This window comes from Roseibium porphyridii (assembly GCF_026191725.2).
In the GTDB taxonomy this organism is placed as follows: domain Bacteria; phylum Pseudomonadota; class Alphaproteobacteria; order Rhizobiales; family Stappiaceae; genus Roseibium; species Roseibium porphyridii.
Window position 1 is genome coordinate 2,103,876 of the sequence record NZ_CP120863.1, and the last position, 21,685, is coordinate 2,125,560.

The 21,685-nt window shown below is 54.1% G+C and carries 22 protein-coding genes and 1 other RNA gene; 17 read left to right on the plus strand and 6 right to left on the minus strand.

What is annotated here, in order from left to right; all coding sequences use genetic code 11:
- Window positions 1–160 precede the first annotated feature (160 nt).
- From K1718_RS09740 to arsH, 7 genes are all read left to right on the plus strand, one after another.
- Complete coding sequence (locus K1718_RS09740; protein WP_265684171.1) at window positions 161–1,153, plus strand: TRAP transporter substrate-binding protein; 993 nt, start codon at window positions 161–163, stop codon at window positions 1,151–1,153.
- Window positions 1,154–1,224: 71 nt separating this feature from the next.
- Window positions 1,225–1,782 carry a TRAP transporter small permease gene (locus tag K1718_RS09745; RefSeq protein ID WP_265684173.1) on the plus strand — a complete coding sequence of 186 codons (558 nt, stop codon included), beginning with the start codon at window positions 1,225–1,227 and terminating at the stop codon, window positions 1,780–1,782.
- Window positions 1,782–3,086: a TRAP transporter large permease gene (locus K1718_RS09750; RefSeq protein WP_265684174.1), complete on the plus strand. Its 1,305-nt coding sequence runs from the start codon at window positions 1,782–1,784 to the stop codon at window positions 3,084–3,086. The genes K1718_RS09745 and K1718_RS09750 overlap by 1 nt, the downstream gene beginning before the upstream one ends.
- 117 nt (window positions 3,087–3,203) lie before the next feature.
- Window positions 3,204–3,662: a winged helix DNA-binding protein gene (locus K1718_RS09755; protein WP_209006997.1), complete on the plus strand. Its 459-nt coding sequence runs from the start codon at window positions 3,204–3,206 to the stop codon at window positions 3,660–3,662.
- A 66-nt stretch (window positions 3,663–3,728) separates the two neighbouring features.
- Entirely contained in the window at window positions 3,729–4,070 is a 342-nt protein-coding gene (locus tag K1718_RS09760) for an ArsR/SmtB family transcription factor (RefSeq protein ID WP_152500747.1), read from the plus strand.
- 12 nt (window positions 4,071–4,082) lie between these two features.
- Window positions 4,083–4,496, plus strand: coding sequence for an arsenate reductase (glutaredoxin) (arsC, locus tag K1718_RS09765; RefSeq protein ID WP_265684176.1), 414 nt, complete (start codon window positions 4,083–4,085; stop codon window positions 4,494–4,496).
- Window positions 4,497–4,569: 73 nt separating this feature from the next.
- Window positions 4,570–5,229: an arsenical resistance protein ArsH gene (gene arsH / locus K1718_RS09770; RefSeq protein WP_285806080.1), complete on the plus strand. Its 660-nt coding sequence runs from the start codon at window positions 4,570–4,572 to the stop codon at window positions 5,227–5,229.
- Between the two features lie 14 nt (window positions 5,230–5,243).
- On the opposite strand, the gene K1718_RS09775 is transcribed toward arsH, so the two are convergent.
- Window positions 5,244–7,406, minus strand: a complete 2,163-nt coding sequence (locus K1718_RS09775) for a putative bifunctional diguanylate cyclase/phosphodiesterase (protein WP_265684180.1) — start codon at window positions 7,404–7,406, stop codon at window positions 5,244–5,246.
- A gap of 263 nt (window positions 7,407–7,669) precedes the next feature.
- Here K1718_RS09775 and K1718_RS09780 point away from each other — a divergent pair, with 263 nt between their 5' ends.
- The 3 genes from K1718_RS09780 (at window position 7,670) to K1718_RS09790 (ending at window position 10,149) form a co-directional block, all read left to right on the plus strand.
- The gene (locus K1718_RS09780; RefSeq protein ID WP_152500750.1) at window positions 7,670–8,362 is read left to right on the plus strand and encodes a molecular chaperone DjiA; all 693 of its coding nucleotides are present in this window, start codon (window positions 7,670–7,672) and stop codon (window positions 8,360–8,362) included.
- Window positions 8,359–9,123 carry an N-acetylmuramoyl-L-alanine amidase gene (locus K1718_RS09785; RefSeq protein WP_265684184.1) on the plus strand — a complete coding sequence of 255 codons (765 nt, stop codon included), beginning with the start codon at window positions 8,359–8,361 and terminating at the stop codon, window positions 9,121–9,123. The genes K1718_RS09780 and K1718_RS09785 overlap by 4 nt, the downstream gene beginning before the upstream one ends.
- A 399-nt stretch (window positions 9,124–9,522) precedes the next feature.
- On the plus strand, window positions 9,523–10,149 hold the full coding sequence (locus K1718_RS09790; protein WP_335343022.1) for a lytic transglycosylase domain-containing protein: 627 nt from the start codon (window positions 9,523–9,525) through the stop codon (window positions 10,147–10,149).
- A 96-nt stretch (window positions 10,150–10,245) separates the two neighbouring features.
- Here the strand turns inward: K1718_RS09790 and K1718_RS09795 are convergent, their stop codons facing one another.
- On the minus strand, window positions 10,246–10,920 hold the full coding sequence (locus K1718_RS09795; RefSeq protein WP_265684189.1) for a pyridoxamine 5'-phosphate oxidase family protein: 675 nt from the start codon (window positions 10,918–10,920) through the stop codon (window positions 10,246–10,248).
- A gap of 80 nt (window positions 10,921–11,000) precedes the next feature.
- Here K1718_RS09795 and pdxR point away from each other — a divergent pair, with 80 nt between their 5' ends.
- Window positions 11,001–12,476: a MocR-like pyridoxine biosynthesis transcription factor PdxR gene (gene pdxR, locus K1718_RS09800; RefSeq protein WP_265684191.1), complete on the plus strand. Its 1,476-nt coding sequence runs from the start codon at window positions 11,001–11,003 to the stop codon at window positions 12,474–12,476.
- Between the two features lie 18 nt (window positions 12,477–12,494).
- On the opposite strand, the gene K1718_RS09805 is transcribed toward pdxR, so the two are convergent.
- Together K1718_RS09805 and K1718_RS09810 are read right to left on the minus strand one after the other, a co-directional pair.
- Complete coding sequence (locus K1718_RS09805; RefSeq protein ID WP_265684192.1) at window positions 12,495–13,073, minus strand: TetR/AcrR family transcriptional regulator; 579 nt, start codon at window positions 13,071–13,073, stop codon at window positions 12,495–12,497.
- Between the two features lie 55 nt (window positions 13,074–13,128).
- Window positions 13,129–13,695 (minus strand): carboxymuconolactone decarboxylase family protein, encoded by a 567-nt coding sequence (locus tag K1718_RS09810; RefSeq protein WP_265684194.1) that lies wholly within the window; start codon window positions 13,693–13,695, stop codon window positions 13,129–13,131.
- A gap of 276 nt (window positions 13,696–13,971) precedes the next feature.
- Between K1718_RS09810 and rnpB the strand changes: the two genes are divergently transcribed.
- Window positions 13,972–14,384, plus strand: an RNA gene (gene rnpB, locus K1718_RS09815) — RNase P RNA component class A.
- 16 nt (window positions 14,385–14,400) lie between these two features.
- Here rnpB and K1718_RS09820 read toward each other — a convergent pair.
- Both K1718_RS09820 and K1718_RS09825 read right to left on the minus strand, forming a co-directional pair.
- Window positions 14,401–15,888, minus strand: a complete 1,488-nt coding sequence (locus K1718_RS09820; RefSeq protein ID WP_265684196.1) for a flavin-containing monooxygenase — start codon at window positions 15,886–15,888, stop codon at window positions 14,401–14,403.
- A 42-nt stretch (window positions 15,889–15,930) separates the two neighbouring features.
- On the minus strand, window positions 15,931–16,377 hold the full coding sequence (locus K1718_RS09825) for a cupin domain-containing protein (RefSeq protein WP_265684198.1): 447 nt from the start codon (window positions 16,375–16,377) through the stop codon (window positions 15,931–15,933).
- 130 nt (window positions 16,378–16,507) lie between these two features.
- Between K1718_RS09825 and K1718_RS09830 the strand changes: the two genes are divergently transcribed.
- The 5 genes from K1718_RS09830 (at window position 16,508) to K1718_RS09850 (ending at window position 21,666) form a co-directional block, all read left to right on the plus strand.
- On the plus strand, window positions 16,508–17,542 hold the full coding sequence (locus K1718_RS09830; RefSeq protein ID WP_265684199.1) for an AraC family transcriptional regulator: 1,035 nt from the start codon (window positions 16,508–16,510) through the stop codon (window positions 17,540–17,542).
- Between the two features lie 540 nt (window positions 17,543–18,082).
- Window positions 18,083–18,550 carry a division/cell wall cluster transcriptional repressor MraZ gene (locus K1718_RS09835; RefSeq protein WP_152500758.1) on the plus strand — a complete coding sequence of 156 codons (468 nt, stop codon included), beginning with the start codon at window positions 18,083–18,085 and terminating at the stop codon, window positions 18,548–18,550.
- Window positions 18,547–19,587, plus strand: a complete 1,041-nt coding sequence (rsmH, locus tag K1718_RS09840) for a 16S rRNA (cytosine(1402)-N(4))-methyltransferase RsmH (protein WP_265684202.1) — start codon at window positions 18,547–18,549, stop codon at window positions 19,585–19,587. The genes K1718_RS09835 and rsmH overlap by 4 nt, the downstream gene beginning before the upstream one ends.
- Window positions 19,588–19,589: 2 nt before the next feature.
- Window positions 19,590–19,943, plus strand: coding sequence for a cell division protein FtsL (gene ftsL, locus K1718_RS09845; protein WP_152500760.1), 354 nt, complete (start codon window positions 19,590–19,592; stop codon window positions 19,941–19,943).
- Between the two features lie 10 nt (window positions 19,944–19,953).
- Complete coding sequence (locus K1718_RS09850) at window positions 19,954–21,666, plus strand: peptidoglycan D,D-transpeptidase FtsI family protein (protein WP_265684205.1); 1,713 nt, start codon at window positions 19,954–19,956, stop codon at window positions 21,664–21,666.
- The last annotated feature ends 19 nt before the right edge of the window (window positions 21,667–21,685 follow it).

Sequence of the window (21,685 nt, forward strand, 5' to 3'; positions counted from 1 at the left end):
CACCGAAAAAGAGATACGATAATAATTTATCGATAAAATGTTGATGTTTTGTATTTTTGAGTCTAGCCTCAAAGAAGATGCGCTTTTGAAGGTGTTCAAAGAATGCACCTGAGCGTCATCCCGTCAGGGTGAGCCCTGCTTCCAAGAGGAGACTGTTTTGTTGAATTCACGTTTTTTACCCAAGGCCGGGCTTTGTCTGGCTGCCGCTGCCGCCTTCGGTCTCGCAGGTATCTCTGTAGCCACCGCCGAAACCGAATGGAACATGCCCACTCCCTATGGAGACGGAAACTTTCACACTCAAAACATCACCGCATTCGCTGAGGATGTGAAAGAAAAGACCGGAGGTTCGCTGAACATCCAGGTGCATTCCGCTGGTTCATTGTTCAAACATCCAGAAATCAAAAATGCTGTTCGCAAAGGCATTGCACCTATTGGCGAAGTTCTGGTGTCGCGTCTTTCCAATGAAGATGCGGTCTTTGGGGTTGATTCAGTGCCGTTTCTTGCGCCTTCCTATGACGATGCATGGAAGCTTTATCAAGCCTCCAAGTCTGCGCTTGAAGAAAAGCTCGGTGAACAGGGGCTACAGTTGCTTTACGCTGTGCCATGGCCGCCCCAGGGCATCTACGCCAAAAAAGAAGTTGCCAAGCTTGACGACATGAAGGGGCTCAAAATACGAGCCTACAATGCTGCAACTGAGCGATTTGCCATTCTGGCAGGGGGCATTACGGCGCAGATCGAAGTTCCGGATATTCCCACGGCGTTCTCAACTGGCCGGGTGGATGCAATGATCACATCCCCGTCGACCGGTGCCAATTCAAAAGCCTGGGATTTCCTGACGCACTATCATGATACACAGGCCTGGCTGCCGAAAAACATGGTCATCGTCAACAAGCGTGCCTTCGATGGATTGAGCGACGCAGAGAAGACTGCGGTTCTTGAGGCTGCAGAAGTCGCAGAAACACGCGGATGGGAAGCCTCAAAAACTGAGACCAAAAGCAAGACTAACGTCCTTGCTGAGAACGGCATTACGGTGGTGCAGCCGAGCACGCAGTTGATTGAAGAGCTCGCGGCAATCGGAGAAACCATGGCCAGCGAGTGGCAGGAACAAGCCGGTGAGACCGGTGCAGCTGTACTTGAAGCTTATAAAAGATAGACAAGCTTCTAGCGCCGGGCCCACAGGCCCGGCGTTTTTCATTTTAGCGTCTTATCCGACGGGGGAAGCGGATGCGAAATGCATTGAACGCGCTTTATCAAGCGTCAACGGTTCTGGCTGCCAGCTGCCTTGTGGCCATTTCATCACTCGTAGTCCTTCAAGTGATTGGACGAATGTTCGATTGGGCCAGGACCGTACTCGGTCTGGAACCATTGGGGTTGCAAATCCCTTCTCTTGCAGAATTTGCAGGTTTCTTGCTTGTGGGTGCTTCCTTCTTGGCCTTGGCCGGAACGTTGCGCAATGGTGACCACATTCGCGTTTCGATCCTGTTGCAGGCCGTGAAGCCTCCTGCGGCGCGTCTGCTGAATATCTGGGCGCTCATGCTTGCTCTTGCACTGGCCTCATTCTTCACATGGCACGCAGGCATGCTGGCCTATGACAGTTTTCAGTTCGATGAGACTTCGGTGGGCATTATCCCAGTGCCGCTGGTCTACCCGCAGCTTGTTATGACATTTGGTTTGCTTGTCTATTCGATATCGCTTGCCGACGATTTGATTGTTGCCGTTACCGGTGGTGCTCCGAGCTTTGAAACAGCTGTGAGATCCGACCCAATCGAGGGGAGCGAATAATGGACCTTTCCTGGATAGCTGCGTTTTTGGGCTTGGGAATGCTGGCTGCGCTTGCAACCGGTATTTGGGTCGCGGTCGCTCTTTTTGCTGTTGCTCTGGCAGCGATGATGGCGCTGGTACCAGTTCCTGCCGGCCCGGTCATGTCCACGACTGTTTGGGGTGCGGCAAACTCTTGGGACCTGACCGCATTGCCAATGTTCATTTGGATGGGCGAAATTCTGTTTCGTTCCAGGTTGTCGGAGGACATGTTTGCCGGGTTGTCGCCCTGGATGCGAAGCTTGCCCGGTCGCTTGCTGCATGTGAACATTCTCGGGTGCGGGATTTTCGCGGCGGTCTCTGGGTCTTCGGCTGCTACGACTGCCACCGTGGGCCGCATGTCATTGCCGGAGCTGAAACAGAGGGGATATGACGAACGGATGGCCATTGGTACGCTGGCTGGATCCGGCACGCTCGGCCTCTTGATCCCGCCGTCGATCATATTGATTGTTTACGGTGCTGCCACTGAGCAGTCTATTGCGCGTCTTTTCATGGCAGGGGTTCTCCCGGGCGCGATGCTTTGCCTGCTTTTCATGGGCTATGTCGCTATCTGGGCGATGATGAACAAGAGCAAGATGCCACCGCAAGAGATGGCTGTTCCTATTCTTCAGCGTCTTTACGCGACCAGGCGCCTCTTTCCGGTGATCGCATTGATTGTCGGTGTGATCGGCTCGATTTACGCAGGCCTGGCGTCTCCTACTGAGGCGGCTGCAATTGGCGTCATGCTGTCACTTTTGCTGTCCTGGATTTCCGGCACCTTGTCGCGTGAGAGCTTTGCAAAGGCTTTGATGGGAGCGACACGAACCTCTTGCATGATTGCCTTTATTCTGGCTGGGGCCGCGTTTTTGACGGTTGCTATGGCCTTCACTGGCATCCCCCGTGAGCTCGCTACGTGGATCGGTGCCATGGAATTGTCGCCTTATGCGCTCTTGATTGCTCTTACGTTGTTTTTTGTCGTGCTGGGGTGCTTTCTGGACGGAATTTCCGTTGTTGTCCTGACCACATCCGTGATCCTTCCAATGGTCGAGCAGGCGGGATTGGACCTCATATGGTTCGGCATCTATCTGGTTCTGGTCGTTGAAATGAGCCAGATTACTCCGCCGGTCGGTTTCAATCTCTTTGTGCTTCAAGGCATGACAGGACGCAACATTTTTACAGTGGCACGCATGGCGCTGCCATTCTTCTTGTTGATGATCGTGGCCGTTGCCCTGATTGTTGCATTTCCGGGCTTGGCTCTTTGGTTGCCGCAGACAATGCTAAGCAACTGACGAAATCCTGCCCGGAGGTCCCTGAAATTGACGGATAAACCCGACGCTAAACCAGTCCAGAAAAAAGATGCCAATATCGGGCCTGTTGTGTCGGCCGCCCATCTGGCTTCCGGGGCAATGCCTGCGCTCTCCGAAATCGAGTTTGCAGTGACGATGATGGTGAACGCCTACCACCGCTGGATGGTGCGTTGCATGTCCGCGAGTGGATCTGAGGGCCTAGGTCCTCTCGATGTTCTGGTGCTGCATTCCGTCAATCACAGGGGGAGGGCGAAAACACTCTCGGATATCTGTCTTGTTCTCAATATCGAGGACACGCACACGGTGACATATGCTCTCAAGAAGCTGGAAAAAGCGAAGCTGATAGCGTCGGGTAGACGAGGCAAGGAAAAAACAGCCGAGATTACTGCGGCAGGCGAAACGGCCTGCTTGGAATACAGGCGTTTGCGTGAGGCCTTGCTGGTAGAGCCCATGAAGTCACTTGGGCTTGATGAAACCGAACTGTCTCGCCTGGCTGCGACGCTGCGGCTTGTATCTGGCAACTATGATCAGGCAGCCCGTGCTGCAGCGGCAATGTAGATCTTCGCTCGAAACTTTTAAGAAGATTTTTGTTGTATATTCCAAAATTTCTTGTAGTGCCGAATTATGAATGATCAAGACGCTGTATCGGCGCTGGGTGCACTCGCTCAAGACAACAGATTGGCTGCCTTTCGATTGTTGATGCAGCAAGGTCCGAACGGCTTGCCGTCCGGAGACGTCGCCATGCAATTGAACATACCTCCGACCCGTATGTCGTTTCACCTGACGACGCTTGAGAGGGCGGGACTGCTTATTGCACGCCGTGATGGCAGGCATATCCACTACTCGGTAGACATAGAAGCCATGAGGGCCTTGCTGGCTTTTCTCGTAGAGGATTGCTGTGGCAACGATCCGAGCGTTTGCGGTTTTTCATCCAGCATTGTCTCCAAGCCTGAAAACGCTGTCTAGGACAGGGAAAACATGACAATCACCATCTATCACAACCCCAAATGCGGGACGTCGCGTAACACGCTTGAAATGATCCGAAAGTCAGGTATCGAGCCACAGATCATCGAATATCTGAAAACGCCGCCAAGCAGAGAAGAGCTTCTCGAACTGATTGCCCAGATGGGCATTCCTGTGCGGGACCTCATTCGTCAAAAGGGAACTCCCTATGACGAACTCGGGCTTTCCAATGACAAATGGACCGACGATCAACTGGTCGATTTTATGATGGAACATCCAATACTGATCAATCGGCCGATTGTCGTCTCCGACAAAGGGGCTCTTCTGTGTCGCCCCTCGGAAAAGGTGATGGTCCTGCTTCCAACTGAAATCGGATCTTTTACCAAGGAAGACGGTGAGATTGTGAACTCTGGAACAACGGATGCCTGATCTCGACCTGGCTGGAAACGGCCTGCGTAATGTCACCGAAGCCGATATTGCGCCGATTGAGGGCGATCGGCTCATGACGTTAAATGAAGAGCTGCATGCACCGCGTGTTCTGTTGCTTTACGGATCTTTGAGAGAACGGTCCTACAGCCGGTTTCTGGTTCAAGAGGCTGAAAGAATTTTGAACGCTTTCGGAGCAGAAACCCGGATCTTTGACCCTACCGGCCTGCCATTGCCGGATGATGCTGAATGTGACCATCCAAAAGTGGCTGAGCTCAGGGACATGTGCAACTGGTCGGAAGCTCAGGTCTGGTGCTCTCCAGAGCGACATGGCGCAATGACTGGAGTATTGAAATCCCAGATTGACTGGATCCCACTCAGTACCGGCGCTATTCGACCTACACAGGGCAAGACCCTTGCGCTCATGCAGGTATCGGGTGGATCTCAGTCCTTCAACGCGCTCAATCAAATGCGCATTCTCGGACGTTGGATGCGCATGGTTACAATTCCCAACCAGTCGTCGGTGCCAAAGGCTTATCAGGAATTTGACGAAGACGGGCGCATGAAGCCGTCACCTCTTTACGATCGAGTTGTTGACGTGATGGAAGAGTTGATGAAATTCACGCTGCTGGTTCGAGGCAGATCCGCTTATCTCGTGGACAGGTACTCAGAACGCAAGGCAGATCGAGTAAAACGCTCTGCATCATCTGAAGCCGCAGCAGGTGTTGTTCTTTAGGCGAACCCTTGTATTTACCCAGCCGATTTCAATTCCGCGTTTGCGTCTGTCTCTGCGTCTTCCATCGGTTTTGAACTTTGAGCGAGTTTCGGAGCAAGACGGATTTTCGGTGAATTCGTACGCCGAGCCATATTTTGCGGGAACCACAAACCGCCTTCTTCGTTTAGAGGAAAGATGGGGTATTCGGCTTCATGCCGGGTTACTTCGTCGGGCTTGCCGAACATGTATCCCTGCACCAAATCACACCCGGCAGCGCTCAGCAGCACGGCCTGTTCTTCTGTTTCAACACCTTCTGCGGTGATGATAACATCGAGTGAACGGCCAAGACCCACGATGGATGTGACAATGGCATCCGTGCTGGCATCTTTTCCGAGATTTTGAACAAAGGCCTTGTCGATCTTGATTTTATCGAACGGAAAAAGGCTGAGATAGCTGAGCGATGAGTAGCCTGTACCGAAATCATCCATGGCAATCGACACACCCATGTCGCGGATCTGTCGCAGTGTTTCAATAACGGCATCTGTGTTTGAAATCAGTAGACTTTCTGTGACCTCGATCTCAAGTCGATGCGGATCTAGTCCAGAATTCCGAAGTGCAGTTGCAACGCGGTGTTGCGTTTCACCCGCGATGAACTGTGCAGCTGAGACGTTGACAGCAATACGACGGCTCTTGTCTTCCCAGAGCGCTGCTTCCAGGCAGGCATGGTTCAAAACCCAAGTGCCAATCTCTTCGATAAGCCCCGTATCTTCAGCGATAGGGATGAATATGTCAGGACGAATGGTTCCTTTGGCCGGATGGTCCCAGCGGATCAGCGCCTCATAACCCTTCAACTCTCCGTCGCGCAAAGAGTATTGTGGTTGGTAAAGCAGTTTGAACTGATCGAACTTGAGGGCCTTGGTCAGGCCTTCCTCGACTTCCTTCCGTTTCTGAGCTTCGGCGTCGAGTTCAGCCGTGTACCAGGCAAATGTCGAGCGCCCGCTGTGTTTTGCCCGGTATAGAGCAAGGTCGGCGCAATGAAGCAAACGCGAAGCTCGCCAGGATCCGTCTGTCGCACGTGCAATCCCGATTGAGAGTGAGATCTTGATGTCCTTGCCATCGATTGTGCAAGGAGCCTCGATGGCCGCGTTCATGTCCGCTGCAAGGCGGGTCATGCGAGCCGGATCTGAAATCGAGGTCAACATGACTGCGAATTCGTCGCCAGACAGACGGGCAACAAGATGGTTGTTGAAGACGGACTTTAAGCGTTCGCCGACAATCTGCAAAAACACGTCACCGGTGCCATGGCCGTATGTGTCGTTGATTTCCTTGAATTTGTCGACGTCGATCAACATGACGCCAATGTTTGAGGCTTTGGCCTGTGACAGACGCAGGGCCTCCGTCAAACGCGCATTGAACACGGCGCGGTTCGGCAACCCGGTTAGCGTGTCATGGTGCGCCAGGTACTGGATATCGCGGTTTGTGCGTACCTGATCATAGAACCGCATCCACAAGAGAAAGCCTGCAAACACGATGGACGCAAGGCAGAGGCCGCCGATGGCTGCGCTGATCGACCAAATCAGAGGCGTCAAGCTTGCAAGCAGTTCCGACTGGGTCACTAATATGAGCAAGCCAGGCACATCTGGACCGATATTTTCCGGTCTGTATGCAAGCACTGCATTTGGCCCGAATTTTCCGAACAGTGTCATATCCGGAACGGCCGTCAAAAGCTTTGACGAATTCAGTGCGGTGCGTGCGCTGGCCAGCGTGTCAGCAGAAATCAGCGTGTTGGCCTTGTACCATTCAATCTTGCTGAAGTCGGTGTCGAGATGTTTTGTGCTCGCTGCCGAGTTCGGAAGGACCACAGCTGCGTCCAGAACTTCCGACCTTCCCATTTTGAGCTGCAACATGTCTCCGACGGTGTTCAAAGTGCTTGTCGGAAGCAGGGATGTCGGCTCCTGTGCCTTGGACAATCGCAGTTGGCTGACTTTCGGCAATTCAGGCTGGCGACCTTGCTGCAAGGATACAAGCATATCCTGTATGGACTTCTCATAGGGAATGAAGGCCTGCTCCAAACCGCGCACAACCAGCCAATGAGTCAGAAGTCGATTGCTCGCATAAACCCCCAGCGCCAATGTCAGAACCAATGACATCGATATGAAAAATATAACAATGTTTCTTCTGACCAGGGGGGCAGCCATTCGGCGTATTACCAATATCTCAACACAAGTGCGAAAATTTTAGGCGCAATTCCTTTCACCAACATGAATCTTCGCGAGGAATCAGGACCATATTTGCGGGGCCTATTTGTTTTCGATCCTGGTGGAGCCGCCGCTCGTGTCCGGTTGAAGCCATGATCGCTGGTCAAACATCCCTCTGGTCGATATGAGTGTGGAAAGCAAATGATTCAGATGGATTGGGCTGGCCAGAACATTCTGGCGCAATTCCGAATAGGAGCGCATGGGTGAGCGTCTGGAGCAGCCTGGGCAGTATTGTAAGTTCTATTGGTACTGGTGGAGCCCAGTTCGTTGACCGGCTCGTGCAGCTTGTTCTGGCGCGCCCGGAAGGCACCAGCAGTGTTGGTTTTACCGTTGCAATGATCGCCTTGTCGGCCAAGATGGCAAAGGCTGATGGGGTTGTAACCACCGACGAGATCATTGCGTTTCGCGAACTTTTCGAAGTTCCCCCCAAAGAAGAGCGCAACGTTGCCCGTCTTTTCAACCTGGCGCAGGAGGACGTTGCCGGGTTTGAAGTCTATGCCAAGAAGCTGGCCGATCTGTTCCCCTACGATCACAAGACTTTGCTCGACATTCTTGACGGTCTGTTTCATATCGCCAAGGCCGACGGTGTCGTACACGAAAGCGAAGTCGGCTACCTTTCGAAAGTGGCCGAAGTCTTTGGATTGGACGAACGAGAGTTCTCAAAAGTCCTTGCCCGCCATGTGCGCAAGGACGGAAATCCCTATGATGTCCTGGGGCTTGGTCCCGATGCCAGCAACGCCGACCTCAAGGCTCACTACCGCCGCGAAGTTCAGGAAACCCATCCGGACCGTTTGATTGCCAGGGGTGTTCCGGAAGAATTCGTCCGTATAGCGAATGACCGGCTTGCCGCGTTGAACAACGCCTGGGCACAGATAAGTGCGGAACGGGGTATATGAGCGTCGCAACAGATACCGGAGTTCCGGCAAGGGTTCATCCGTCTCCAAATCACGGCCCAAGGGCCAATGGTGCCAAAATCGATATGGTCGTTTTGCACTATACCGGCATGCAATCCGCGGAAATTGCCCTTCAAAGGCTTTGCGACCCTCGAGCAGAAGTCTCTGCTCACTACTTTGTCGATGAAGATGGATCGATCCTCCAGTGCGTTCCAGAGGCGCGGCGAGCATGGCATGCAGGGCAAGGCTTTTGGAAAGGTGAAGCGGACACGAACTCCCGCTCAATCGGTGTTGAAATCGTCAATCCGGGACATGAATTCGGGTACCGCTCTTTCCCTCCGGCACAGGTCGACGCCGTCATCGAGCTTGTCAGCGACATCTGCAAAAGGCATGGAATTCAGCCCTGGATGGTTTTGGGACATTCCGATATCGCTCCGGAACGAAAAGTCGACCCTGGTGAGCTGTTCCCGTGGGGCCGCCTGGCAGAGTGTGGGGTTGGCCACTTCGTCGATCCGAGCCCTATTAGTAGCGGTTTGATGATGCAGGAGGGCGATAGCGGCCAGCCTGTGGAAGCTCTTCAGTCCATGCTTGCGCTTTATGGCTACGAGGTCGCAGTGAGTGGTGATTTCAGCTCCCAGACAACGCATGCTGTTTCCGCGTTCCAACGGCATTTCCGACCTGAAAGGGTTGATGGCGTGGTTGACAGATCAACGATCGAAACGCTGCACAGCCTTCTGAAGAAATTGCCGTCACTTGCGGACTGAACCGGACCGGCTTCGGACAAAGACTTTTCTCCGGCAGGTCGTTCCTGGAACTGCTGAGTTTTTGTTGCGCTGCGGTAGAAAAAAATTTTGAGTCGTAAGATGGCGTCACAGTCTTTCTCCAGATCGCCAACCAAACGCCCTCTTGCTTGCCCAATTTCGTCAAAATTTGCAGTTTCTGACGAATTTTTGCACTGAATCTCCGAGAGAATTCGAAATAAATTGAAATAATTCGTGATTGGGAAGCGCCCAATTTTGTCCCATAGCTCCGTCATTTCTCCGCCTCGAAATCAACAACACCAAAAACCAAAAGGGCTGGACTGAATGTTACGGTCATTAACGAAAGTTACTGGGGCGCTTTGCCTTTTCGCCTATGCTACTTCCTCTTTCTCACCTGCTGCCATGGCGGTCGGATCAGGATCGGACCCGATCCTGCATGTGATTGACACGAAGAAGAAGGACAAGGATGACAAATCCAAAGATGTGAAGCAGGCCAAGAATGTCGGCTCAGGATCAAAGCCGATCCTTCACATCATCGAAACGGACAAGTCGGAGAAGACGACGAAGAAATCCAAGGCGTCGACGGCGAAAGCAAAATCGACCGCAAAAAGCACAAAAAACGCCAAGGCGAAGACATCCAAGAAATCAGCCAGTCGCAGCAGCTACACGTCGCTGATACGCAAGGCTGCCGCCAAACACGGTGTTCCGGTCAAAATAGCCAAGGCTGTTGTCGAAGTTGAAAGCAATTTCAATCCGCGCGCCCGGGGCAGGGCCGGTGAGGTGGGTCTGATGCAGATCAAGCCGGCAACGGCCCGTGGCATCGGATATCGTGGTTCGACCAAAGCGCTCTATGATCCGGCGACCAATCTCGAATGGGGCATGAAGTATCTTGCCGGTGCGCACCAGAAAGCGGGCGGCGATTTGTGTGGCACGATCCTGCGCTACAACGCTGGTCATTACGCAAAGCGCATGAACCCGGTGAGCCGTCGCTACTGCTCCAAGGTCAAACGCCTTATTGGTTCCATCTGATTTGGTTGGGGAAACAGCACACTAGACTGCAGGGCGGTCAGTCGTGGACAAGAACCCGTCGGGAAATCCCGGCGGGTTTTTTTGCGCTCGCCAAACCTACGCAAACTTCCGTTGTGCCGCCGGTACCGAAGCGGGAATTGGCGTCTCGTCCGGAACATCTGCGGCGGCAAAGGGCGGACCAAGGGAGGTGACGACAGGGATGACGCCTGCCCACAGGTCTGTTCCGAGGTCCTCTTCATCATCGACCGGACCCCCGGTTCTGACTTTTGAACTTGCATGCTCGATCTCAAGTGCGAGTACGCCCGTCGCTTTGTGCTCGATTGCTGTCATATCGCGGCATTCATCCCAACGACCGGGCATCAGATGATCGGTGATCGCTTTCAAGGCCTCGATTTGCTCGGCATGATCTTCGACAAGTCGCGCGGTCCCATGAACGATTGCACAGCGATAGTTCATTGAATGATGAAAGGCGGAACGGGCGGCTACGATACCGTCGACCAGAGTTACGGTCAGACTAGCGGGGACACCGTCTGCATTCTCCTTGATGATGCGGGTTTTGCTCGCACCGTGAATGTAGATTTTGTTGCCTGAGCGCGCGTAGGCCATCGGGATGACCATGGGTCTTTGTTCATGGATGAAGGCGCAATGCGCCAAAAGACCGGCATCCAATATCTCGTTGACGAGATCCCGATCGTAGCTGCCTCTGTTCATCTGCCGGATTTTCGCGTAGCGCGGCAAATCAGTTGCCTGTCGCTTTTCCAAGGAGGACATCAAACTCTCCACTTGACTGTCAGTTGTGTGATGTTCTTTGCTCAAGAAATTGGCTCCAAAAAAGATCCGGTTTTTTAAAAATGACAGAACCAGTTTTACCCGAAGGCATTTTGACGCTTAAAAGGCGGTCTGATGTTCCACTTGCTGAGCAGATTTATCGATCAATCAGGAAAGCGGTTCAGTCTGGTCTGTTGCACTCAGGAAGTGCCTTGCCGTCAACTCGTCGTCTTGCCGCCTCCTTGCAGGTTGGCCGAAATACGGTGAACACGGCATACGAACTGCTTCGGGCTGAAGGGATTACCAGGGTCAAGTCAGGAGCTGCGCCGCGCATTGCAAGTGTCATGCGCCTGGAAGGTAGCTCTTCATCCTCCGAACCTGGTGCAACGTCGCCGCGCCTTTCCGGACGTGGAGAGCTCATGGCTGCAAACATTCGTGGAAACGGGTGGGCCTTCAGGCATGGAGCGCTGCAGCCTGGAACACCCGCGTTAGACTGTTTCCCTTACGAAGAGTGGGCAAGATCGCTTCGCCGTGCGGCCAGACTGGAGCGTAGTCCGGATCTCCAATACCGCAATTTTTCCGGCCTGCCGGCATTGAAGAAACGTTTGGCGCGCTACCTGGCCACTGAACGTGGGGTACGAGCAGAACCGGAGCAGGTCCTGATCACCAGTTCCATGCAAGCTTGTCTGTCCTTGCTGTCTCTTGCATTGGCTGATCCCGGAGATGAAGCCTGGCTCGAAGAGCCGGGTTATCTCGGTGCTCGTACCGCGTTTCATGTGGCAGGGCTTAAGGTACGTCCGCTGCCGGTGGACGAAGAAGGGGCGGATCCCGGCAAACTCGCTCAGTTGGAGAAACCTCCAAGGCTGATCTACGTCACACCCTCGCATCAATATCCGCTTGGCACACGCATGCCGCTCGCACGTCGTCTTGCGCTGTTGGACGCTGCCCGGGAGGCCGGAGCGGCAATCCTTGAGGATGACTACGACAGCGAGTTCCTGTTTTCAGGCCGCCCGGTTGCAGCTTTGCAGGGGTTGGCGGGTGAAGGTCAGGTGATTTATCTCGGCACCTTCTCAAAAAGTCTGATGCCGGGTTTGCGCATTGCCTATTGCGTGGTTCCACAGGGTCTGGTGGCATCATTGGAGCAGTTCATGCGCAACATGGGATGTGCGGCCAACGTTCAGGCCCAGGCCGCGCTTGAGCATTTCATGGACTGCGGTGCATATCAAAAACATCTGAAGCAGATCCGACGGATCTACGAAGCGCGTGGAATTGCGTTGGTCGAAACCTTGCAGGCCCGTTTGGGCAATCGTGTCGATGTCAAGCTGCCAACGGGCAATGTGCAAGTTGCGCTCCTCTTTCGGGAGCCGATAGACGACGTCTCTCTTGCTGTTGCCATGCAATCCAAAGGTTTTGCGGTTTCGCCAATGAGCAACTGCTATCTCGGTAGAGATGCAAAAGCGGGACTCATCATCGGTTTCGCCGGTGCTCAGGAAAAGGAGATGGTAGCCGGTATCGATACACTTAGCAGCTTACTGGAGAATGGAGATTTCAGTACGTGAATATCAGCGACTGTTTCTCTATTTGGACGCGATGCTTGTTGCAGCATAATCCGCCGCCGCCATAATCCTTGAGGGACCACAGTCAGCCTTTGCCATTGCGTTGAGTCCAAGGATAACGGCGAGAACGAAATTGGCCTGGTCGCGAGCGCAGATCGCAGACGTTTCGTCATCGTCTTTTTTCAGCGTCCGCAACAGGCGGTTTTCCAGCTCGGTCATCTTTGCGCATACAAGTGGCTTCTCGCCGTTGTTTGCGCCTGTTGTTTCGCTCGATGACGACAGAAGTAGGCAGCCACGCGGCGTATTGAGGGACATGAACGACCCGATGTGCCTGATGAATTCCGCCACCGCCTGCTTTGGCGGCTTGTCTTCGTCGAGGATCTTGAGGCCGGCCTCGGTTGCTTCACTCCAGTATTTTTCGAGAACTATCTCAAACACGTCGTCCTTGCAGCCGAAGGCGGCATAGAAACTGCCGCGCTTGATGCCTGCAGCGTCTTGAAGATCGTCAACAGAAGTGCCTCTGTAGCCCTTGGTCCAGAATACATCGACAAAGGCACCAATCGCCTCATCGACATCAAAGGATTTTGGTCTTCCGGCCATGAAACCTCATTGCATTTCAGTCTCCGGCAGTTGGTTCGCCGGAGACTGAAAGTCGTCATTCAGCTGCGATCGCCGCCGGGGTCCAAGCGAACTTTTGAAACGGTGGATCAACAGGCGTGTCAGCCAGGTGGTTGACGTAATTAGACATTACTTTCTGTGCGACGCCAAGAATGACGTCAAGAACATGTTGTTTGCTGTAGCCCGCGGCCAGAAAGCTCTCCACATCTTGGGTTGAGACATTGCCGCGTTGACGCACGACCTGAAGCGTGAACCGACGAAGGGCTTCGAGTTTCGCGTCTTCAAGCGGTGTCGCGTTTCGAAGGGCTTCGATGAGGCCGCTGTTGATTTTCTGCATATGTGCGATGGCGGTATGGGCAGGTACGCAATAGTGACAGGCGTGCTCCACATTGATTGTCATCCACACGACAGTTTGCTGAGCTGCCGTCAGGCTGGTCTGCTGAAAGAGTTCATGAAGCTTCTGGTAGGCCTCTAGGTGCTGAGGAGATTCTGCCATGACGGCATGCAGGTTCGGTATCATCCCAAACGCTTGAAGTGAGTTGTTGAGAAGCGGCTTGCTTTGCTCGGGCGCAGTCTCAAGTGTGTGGCGTGAAAATTCAGTCATCTGGCTGTCTCTCTTTCATTTCAGAGCGCGACTTGCACTCATGGTAGCGGGAGACATATGGGAATTCTGTACTATATAGTCAAAAATAAACTAGCTCGGATTTTTGGCAGAAAATATAGGTTTTTCAACTGGCTCAAGGAAACGTGAAACCGGTGTTTTCAGTTGCTCTCCTGAAGCGTCAAACAAATACGGTGACCTGCAATGATTGACAGGATACTGGACGCGGTTTGTGCAGTTGCTTGACCTTGTCGGCAAAGCCACTTAAGTCCGCAAGCGCCAGTCGGCCGGACAGCCGCTGCCGCAAACGCCGAAAGGTTGCGGGGGAGGAAAGTCCGGGCTCCAAGGAAACACGGTGCCGGGTAACGCCCGGCGAGGGCGACCTTAGGGAAAGTGCCACAGAAAGCAAACCGCTCCGGTCCGATCGCAAGATTGTATCGGAGTAAGGGTGAAAGGGTGGAGTAAGAGCCCACCGCGCTGCTGGCAACAGCAGCGGCATGGTAAACCCCACCGGGAGCAAGACCGAATAGGGACAGTATTGGGCCATGGAGCGATCCTGGCCCGGGTCGGTTTCCAGACCAACTGTCCGGGTTGGTTGCGTGAGGTGCCTGGCAACAGGTGCCCCAGACGAATGGCTGTCACGTCCGCGGATGCGGGCCATACAGAACCCGGCTTACAGGCCGGCTGGCACTTCTTTTTTGACGATTTTCAGTTCGCTGTGTATTGCGGCGTGCTCTTCAAGAATTCTCCATATGCATCCGCGTTCGGGTATGAGAACTGTTCGGCCACCGGATTGGTGCGCTTGCGCCTGGTTGCGCCCATATCGGCCAGCAACTCGTCGAAATGGCGGAAATGGAATGGCGCAGAACACAAACCGCCATAAACCTTGGCAGCAGGCCGTTCGTGTCGTCTCCATTCCAGCATTTCATCAATGTTTTTGCGCATTTCGTCCGCGTCCGGTTGATTGGCAAGCTTGCCGTCGGCATATCGCACCAGCCAATTGGCGATCATTTCAGCGGACAAGATCGTGCAGAAACTGGAATTGAACCCGACAAACCCCATGTCGGGAAGATCGGGATTAACGGCAAGTCTGTAGACCCGATATTGCCCATCCTGCTCAATCAGCTTTTCTTGATACGTTTGCGCCAGGTAGGGGACACCCAGTTTCCAGCCAACAGCGAGAACTGCAAGATCGCAAGGCAACCTGTCGCCGTTCGCAAGAACCACATGGCCTTCCTCATAGCGTTCAAACGTGCTTTTTATCGGCTTTATGGATCCGTCCTCAAAACCTTCGAACAAGCCTGGCGTCACGATCGGCAATGAGCAAGATGCGTCCTTTTCAATTGGGACATCGGGAACCATGTCCCATTTTTTGAGTTTCAGTTGAAGTTTGAGAAGTGTTTCAAGTCCTCGGAAATTGGCCCAAATCAAAGGCGTGAACGCGGCGAATACAGCTTTATGTATGGGTGACCGCCCCCAGCTGTTGAACTGCTGCTCCTGTGCGCGCATGTACAAAAGCCGTTTGAAGTTGATGCCTCCCACAAAGTAGGGAACGCGCCAAACCGGTTCCCGGTAGACCATTGTGACGGATTTCGCACCGTTTCGGGATGCATTGACGACAATGTCCGTGGCTGATTTCGACCCGCCTAGCACGACCACTCTTTTGCCGTCTGCCAGATTGCTGTCGGTGTATTCGGAGCTGTGCATGACGCTGCCCCCGGCAGCTTCGAATTCATCCTGTCCTGGGTGGCGGATAATGTTCTTGTCGGAAAACTGACCGGTACATACAGCAACGAAATCGAATTCTTCTGACCATGTCTTTCCGGCGGCTTCCAAGGTGAGCGTCCAGCCTTTCCCGCCATCGGCGCGCCTTTCCATGGACTGAACGCGGGTATTGAGACGAAAAAGTCTGCCAAGATTATGCTTGTCGGCATAAGCATGCAGGTATGCGTGCACCTGAGGCCCTTTTGGCCATTCCGGGTAGCTTTCCGGCATCGGCATATCTGTGAAACGGTAAAGGTCTTTCGGCGATTGAGTCTGGACATCCGGGTATGACCTTGATGGTTCCCATACCCCGCCAAGATCGTGACTGCGTTCAAACCCGAGAACGCGGTGGCCACGTTCGTCAAAGGCTTTGGCAGCCGCAAGTCCACTCACGCCGCCGCCGATGACGGCGACAGTCTTGCGTTTCGTCATTGAATTAATCCTCTGTCTTAACCTATGAGACGGCCCGTTTGATCAGGCCTCATCTGGCGGGGGAAGAAAATCGACCTCGTGCAACGCAGAAAGCCGCACAAGTTCTGCAGGATCGGTAATGCCGTTCAGAGCGCCGAAAAGGTCGAACAACTTTCGGGTCGGTGCGACACCGAAGACGCAGGTTGCCGTCTTTCCGGACCGGTTGAAAATACCGTGAGCTTCGCCCATGGGCATGCGAACCGTGTCTCCGGGGCCGGCCTTGTGAACGCTGCCGCCCATTTCGACTTCCAATTCACCCTCAAGCATGACGATCCACTCGTCCTGTGTGGGATGAATATGAGGGGGCACGAAGGTTTCCGCCGGAATCTCGGCATGCCAGATAAAGGCATTGTTGCTCACCAACTTGGGCGTATAGGTGTGGCCAACAACATTCCAGCTGACGTTGTCCAACCCCTTTTCGGCAGAGGTGACGCCTGCTCCGTTCTGCATGATGCTTGTCTCGCTTGTCGTTGCGTTAATGGGCACAAAAGCTAAGCGCGGCCTGCGTAGAAATTTTATCCGATTTGCGAAAAAACCTGATCTGCTGCTGTGAAATGCCGCATTGCAGAACGCGTTCTTCTTGAACGACGAAGGCTTCGGCGGCATGCTCTCATGCATGATATCGCAGCTGTCAGGCAAAACTCCGCTGGATCGCTATCGGTGCTTCGAAACGTTGGATGTCGATGAAGCACGGGACATTGTTGCGCGTCATTTTTGCAATCATCGACTGGAGTTGGCTTCGGCAGAAACTCCTTTTGACGCATGCCAGAACAGGGTGGCCGGTCGACACCTGTCCCTGAATTACCTTCGATACGGTGCCGATGTGACCATCGACCCAGGCGAGTTGGCGGATTTCTATCTGATACAGATACCAATTGCCGGTACCGCAGAGGTTACGAATGGTCGTCAGTTTGTCTCGTCCAATACCGGCACTGCGACCCTGCTGAACCCGGATCGCCATACCAAGATGCGGTGGCACGCGGGGTGCGAACAGGTTCTCTTGCAAATCGAACGGACCTTTGTACGACAGGTGGCGGTCCGCATGGCTGGGACCGAGCTTGGCCCTATTCGGTTCAACGCAAAGCTGGATTTAACGCATCCGGATCTTGCCCGATGGGCAAAGAGGCTTCGCGGGCTTTTCAGAGGAGCTGAAGCCGGGGAGGTCTTTGGCAAGAAGAATGATCGTTGCCAGGACCTTATGGAAGAAACGCTGGTAACATCCCTGTTGGACAGCCAGCCAAATACGGTGTCACCAATGCTGAGCAGGACCAGCGGGAGGGCAACACCGGCGATCGTTAAGCGCGCTACTGAAATGATCTGTGACCGTTTTCACGAAGATATCGGCCTTTTGGACATCAGTTCCCATGCCGGAACAACTCCGCGCAATCTCCAGCTGCTTTTCAAACGAGAGTTTGGTCGCAGCCCGATCCAGTATTTGCAGGGCATGCGTCTGGCATATGCGCGCCATCTTCTGATCAGTGGATCCGACGGTCTTTCGATTGCGGAGGTAGCTGATTTGTCGGGGCATCGGCATTTTGGCCGTTTTAGCGTTGCTTACAAACGATGTTTCGGCGAAACGCCAAGGCAGACTAGGGGCTACCAGACACTCGGTTGAGTTTCGTTCATAGGGATGAAAACACTTTTTCAGGCCTAATGTGCAATGCGCGGGTATTTTTTAGCTGCGGACGTCTGACCCGGATCTATGGATTTTTCGAGACCTGGCTGAATTTTGCCGAAGCCATCGCACGGTTGCCCGACGTTTTTCATTCTCCACAAGTCTTTGTGCGCTAGGCAATTATTGCCGGAGTTTGCAGCGCCGATTTGGAAAACCTCCGTATTCCTGCGAATCCGATTCTTGGTTTCTGTCAAGGCTTCATTAAGCATGTTCGTCATAACATCGCTCGACGGGGTCGTGTGCGATCAAATCGAGCTGGAATCCATGAGATTCCATTGACCGCCCATGAATTCCCATGGTATCCCATAAGAACCCAGAATGGGGAGTGCGGGCCCATATTTGTCGGGCTCAGGGCATCTGTTTTAACGGCTTATCAGGAGCCGCTTTCGCAAATTGCATGTCCTGGCGGGTATCTGGCCTTCCTTCATTCCAGGGTGACTAGGGGATTTCTGCGGGTGGGGACCCGCTTCGAGGGGATTTATGGCCGGATTTGTTTCTCACTTCACCAACCGGCTGGATGCCAAGGGTCGCGTGTCGATCCCGGCACCTTTCCGTTCGGTGCTTGCGAGAGATGGTTTTGAAGGTCTTTATTGTATCAAATCCTCCCATTGCGACGCGGTCGATGCTGGTGGCAACGAACTGCTGGCGCAGATCGAGGCGACATCCGAGGCTTTTGCCAAACTTTCACCCGATCACGATGCACTTGCCGTTGCTCTTTTCGGAGCCAGCGAAAACCCGAAAATTGACGGAGATGGGCGTATGACCATCTCCGACATGATACGCGATCACACGGGCATTTCCGATCAAGTCACATTCGTAGGCTTGAAATACAAATTTCAGATCTGGGAACCAACCAAGTTTCGTGAGTACAGCGCGGAGGCCCAAAAGCGCGCGCTCGCGATGCTGTCGGGGCAGAGCCCCGTCTCCTCTCAAGGAGGACCGGCATGATGGCGCTTGGCGTAAGAGATGAAAATCTCGCCGCAGGCGGACCTGAGCGTCATGTGCCGGTTCTTCTGGATGAGGTGCTGGAGTGGTTGGATCCGAAGCCTGATGACGTCGTGATCGATGGCACATTCGGAGCTGGTGGTTACTCTCGCGCAATACTTGAGCGTGGCGCAAAGGTTGTCGGCATCGACCGGGATCCGGATGCGATTGCCGGCGGGCAGGCATTGGTCCAGGAAGCGGAAGGTCGCCTGATGCTTGTTGCCGGACAGTTTGCAGGTCTGGAAGGTCATGCCCGTCAGTCTGGATTTGATGGCGTTGACGGGGTCGTTCTGGATCTTGGCGTTTCGTCCATGCAGCTCGATGAGGCCGAGCGTGGTTTTTCCTTCATGAAAGACGGTCCGCTCGACATGCGTATGGAGCAGTCCGGACCGTCTGCGGCAGACGTAGTCAACGAGGTGCCTGTGAAGGACCTCATTCGCATCATCGGTCTGTTGGGCGAAGAAAAGCGAGCCACGACTGTTGCGCACGCGATTGCTAATGCACGCAAGGAAAAAGCTTTTTCCCGGACGCTGGAATTGGCGCGCCTTATCGAGAAGGTGCTTGGCCGCTCACCGAAGAAAGCACAGATCCATCCGGCGACACGCACTTTCCAGGCGCTGCGGATCTACGTGAATGGCGAGCTGCACCAGGCGGCTGAAGCGCTAGGTGCCGCTGAGCGAATTCTGAAACCCGGCGGGCGTCTTGTGCTGGTGAGCTTTCACTCGCTGGAAGACCGTATCGTGAAGCGGTTCTTCCAGGACAGGACACGAACTCGTGGCGGCGGTTCGCGTCATATGCCGGAGCAGGAAGTGCCACCGGCGACATTTGAGCTTTTGACGCGCAAGGCTGTGGAAGCGGCTGCTGATGAAACAGGCGTCAACCCGCGGGCTCGTTCCGCAAAGCTCAGGGCCGGTCGCCGCACGGATGCGCTGGCACGGGAACTGGATATCCATGCGGCGGGTGTTCCACGCCTGGCGGAATATCATGGGCTAGGGGGCTGAAGGTGGTTCGTACGCTGAACATATTGTTCATTCTGGCGGTCGTTATAGGCGCGGCGACCGTTTACGACATGAAGCTCGCGGCAACGAAATCGGCGGAGAAAGTTGCCGATCTTCAGCGACAGATCGATGAAGAGCGAAATGCTATCCGGCATTTGAAAGCCGAATGGAGTCTCTTGAACAAGCCGGACCGGCTGCAGGCCCTGGTCGAGCGTTACAACGATTATCTCCAACTGAAGCCGCTTGATGTGAAGCAGATCGTGGCGCCGGAAGACCTTCCTGCGCGTCCGGTTATGCTGGAGCCGATCGGCGGCAACCAGATGGGCGGCTATGCCGGCTCATCGGCAACGATCCGGTGAGGGTGGCATTATGACCTTGGTAAGCGAACCGGAAAGTTTCCTTCAAGTGCGGCGCTCCCAGCCAAGGGCTGCCCGGGGATCAGTGTCTTCAAGCGCGGTCAAATCACGTGTCTATGTCGCCATGCTTGCTTTTGCATGTGTTTATGTCGCCATCGCTGGGCGTCTTGTCATGCTTGCGCAGATGGAGGAAGCGCCGTCGCGTGCCTTTATCTCCGCACAGGATTCCGTTTCGGCATCGCGGCCTGATCTCATTGATCGTAATGGAGAAATCCTCGCAACGGATATCAAGACCGCGTCTCTTTATGCCGAACCGCGCCGCGTCATTGACGTCGATGAGGCCGTCGAGGGCCTGATCCGCGTTCTGCCGGAGCTCGATGAGGCCTTGGTGCGCCGCCGCTTGGAAAGCGGCACCGGCTTTGTCTGGCTGAAGCGTGAAATGACGCCGCAACAGGCCAAGAAGATTCACAATCTCGGTCTGCCTGGCGTCGGGTTCCTGTCTGAGAACCAGAGATTTTATCCTGGCGGTCCAACAGCAGGTCACATTGTCGGTTCGGTCAACGTCGACAATCAGGGTCTGGCGGGTATCGAAAAATACATTGATGGCGAGTGGCTTGCCGACCTGCAGTCTCTCGGCTTCACGTCCGACCGCTCGATGGAACCTGTACGTTTGTCCGTAGACTTGCGGGTTCAGCACGTGGTGCGCGACGAACTGGTCAAGGCGATGGAGCGCTACAAGGCAATTGCCGCTGCCGGAATTGTCTTGGACGCAAAAACCGGCGAAGTCGTTGCGATGTCGTCCTTGCCGGACTACGACCCGAATGACCGTTCGCAGGCGCTTGAGAAAGACCGTCTGAACAGAGCGACGGGCGGCGTCTTTGAAATGGGCTCCGTTTTCAAAACCTTCACGACTGCGATGGCACTGGATTCTGGTGCCGTTTCAATCAACGATAGTTTTGATGCCACGCGTCCGATTCGGGCCGGAGGTCGGACGATTTCCGATTTCCACGGGAAAAACCGCATTCTGTCTGTCCCGGAAATTTTCATTTATTCCTCCAACATCGGCACAGCCAAGATGATGTTGGCAACCGGTATCTCCAGGCAACGTGAATTTTTCGAGCGCCTTCATCTGACGAAGCGTTTGAAGACTGAGTTGCCGGAAAATGCTGCGCCATTGCTGCCGCCGAAATGGAATGAGCTGGCAGCCATGACGATTTCATTTGGTCACGGTATTTCAGTCACTCCGATGCAGACCGCAGTTGCTGCCGCAGCACTCGTCAATGGAGGCAAGCTCCTGCCTCCAACCTTTGTTCCGCGCAGCCCGGCTGATGTCCAAGCCGTTGAGAGGCAAGTTATTTCGCCTGAGGTTAGCCGGATCATGCGGTATCTTTTCCGCTTGAATGTTCTTTCCGGATCAGGGCGCAAGGCAGATGTTCCTGGCTATGTTGTTGGTGGCAAAACGGGAACCGCGGAGAAGATTGAAAATGGCCGATATGTCGACAACAAGCGGCGCAACTCGTTCCTGTCTGCGTTTCCCATGGACGACCCGCGATATGTGGTGCTTGTCGTGATCGACGAGCCTAAGCGCGAACGTGAGGGAACAGGTGTAACTGCTGGTTGGAACGCAGCGCCTATGGTTGGCGCTATCGTGCGCCGTGCCGCACCGATGCTGGGTGTAATGCCGCGTTTCGGCAAAGGGGATGAACCAATCGAGATTTCCTATTAAGGAGACACTCTAACCAACT

Excerpts from the sequence above, each read along its gene's own strand:
- K1718_RS09745 (WP_265684173.1), top strand. The coding sequence starts at position 1,225 with ATGCGAAATGCATTGAACGCGCTTTATCAAGCGTCAACGGTTCTGGCT.
- K1718_RS09750 (WP_265684174.1), top strand. The coding sequence starts at position 1,782 with ATGGACCTTTCCTGGATAGCTGCGTTTTTGGGCTTGGGAATGCTGGCT.
- K1718_RS09755 (WP_209006997.1), top strand. The coding sequence starts at position 3,204 with ATGCCTGCGCTCTCCGAAATCGAGTTTGCAGTGACGATGATGGTGAAC.
- K1718_RS09760 (WP_152500747.1), top strand. The coding sequence starts at position 3,729 with ATGAATGATCAAGACGCTGTATCGGCGCTGGGTGCACTCGCTCAAGAC.
- arsC (WP_265684176.1), top strand. The coding sequence starts at position 4,083 with ATGACAATCACCATCTATCACAACCCCAAATGCGGGACGTCGCGTAAC.
- arsH (WP_285806080.1), top strand. The coding sequence starts at position 4,570 with ATGACGTTAAATGAAGAGCTGCATGCACCGCGTGTTCTGTTGCTTTAC.
- K1718_RS09775 (WP_265684180.1), bottom strand. The coding sequence starts at position 7,406 with ATGGCTGCCCCCCTGGTCAGAAGAAACATTGTTATATTTTTCATATCG.
- K1718_RS09785 (WP_265684184.1), top strand. The coding sequence starts at position 8,359 with ATGAGCGTCGCAACAGATACCGGAGTTCCGGCAAGGGTTCATCCGTCT.
- K1718_RS09790 (WP_335343022.1), top strand. The coding sequence starts at position 9,523 with ATGGCGGTCGGATCAGGATCGGACCCGATCCTGCATGTGATTGACACG.
- K1718_RS09795 (WP_265684189.1), bottom strand. The coding sequence starts at position 10,920 with ATGTCCTCCTTGGAAAAGCGACAGGCAACTGATTTGCCGCGCTACGCG.
- pdxR (WP_265684191.1), top strand. The coding sequence starts at position 11,001 with ATGACAGAACCAGTTTTACCCGAAGGCATTTTGACGCTTAAAAGGCGG.
- K1718_RS09805 (WP_265684192.1), bottom strand. The coding sequence starts at position 13,073 with ATGGCCGGAAGACCAAAATCCTTTGATGTCGATGAGGCGATTGGTGCC.
- K1718_RS09810 (WP_265684194.1), bottom strand. The coding sequence starts at position 13,695 with ATGACTGAATTTTCACGCCACACACTTGAGACTGCGCCCGAGCAAAGC.
- K1718_RS09820 (WP_265684196.1), bottom strand. The coding sequence starts at position 15,888 with ATGACGAAACGCAAGACTGTCGCCGTCATCGGCGGCGGCGTGAGTGGA.
- K1718_RS09825 (WP_265684198.1), bottom strand. The coding sequence starts at position 16,377 with ATGCAGAACGGAGCAGGCGTCACCTCTGCCGAAAAGGGGTTGGACAAC.
- K1718_RS09835 (WP_152500758.1), top strand. The coding sequence starts at position 18,083 with ATGGCCGGATTTGTTTCTCACTTCACCAACCGGCTGGATGCCAAGGGT.
- rsmH (WP_265684202.1), top strand. The coding sequence starts at position 18,547 with ATGATGGCGCTTGGCGTAAGAGATGAAAATCTCGCCGCAGGCGGACCT.
- K1718_RS09850 (WP_265684205.1), top strand. The coding sequence starts at position 19,954 with ATGACCTTGGTAAGCGAACCGGAAAGTTTCCTTCAAGTGCGGCGCTCC.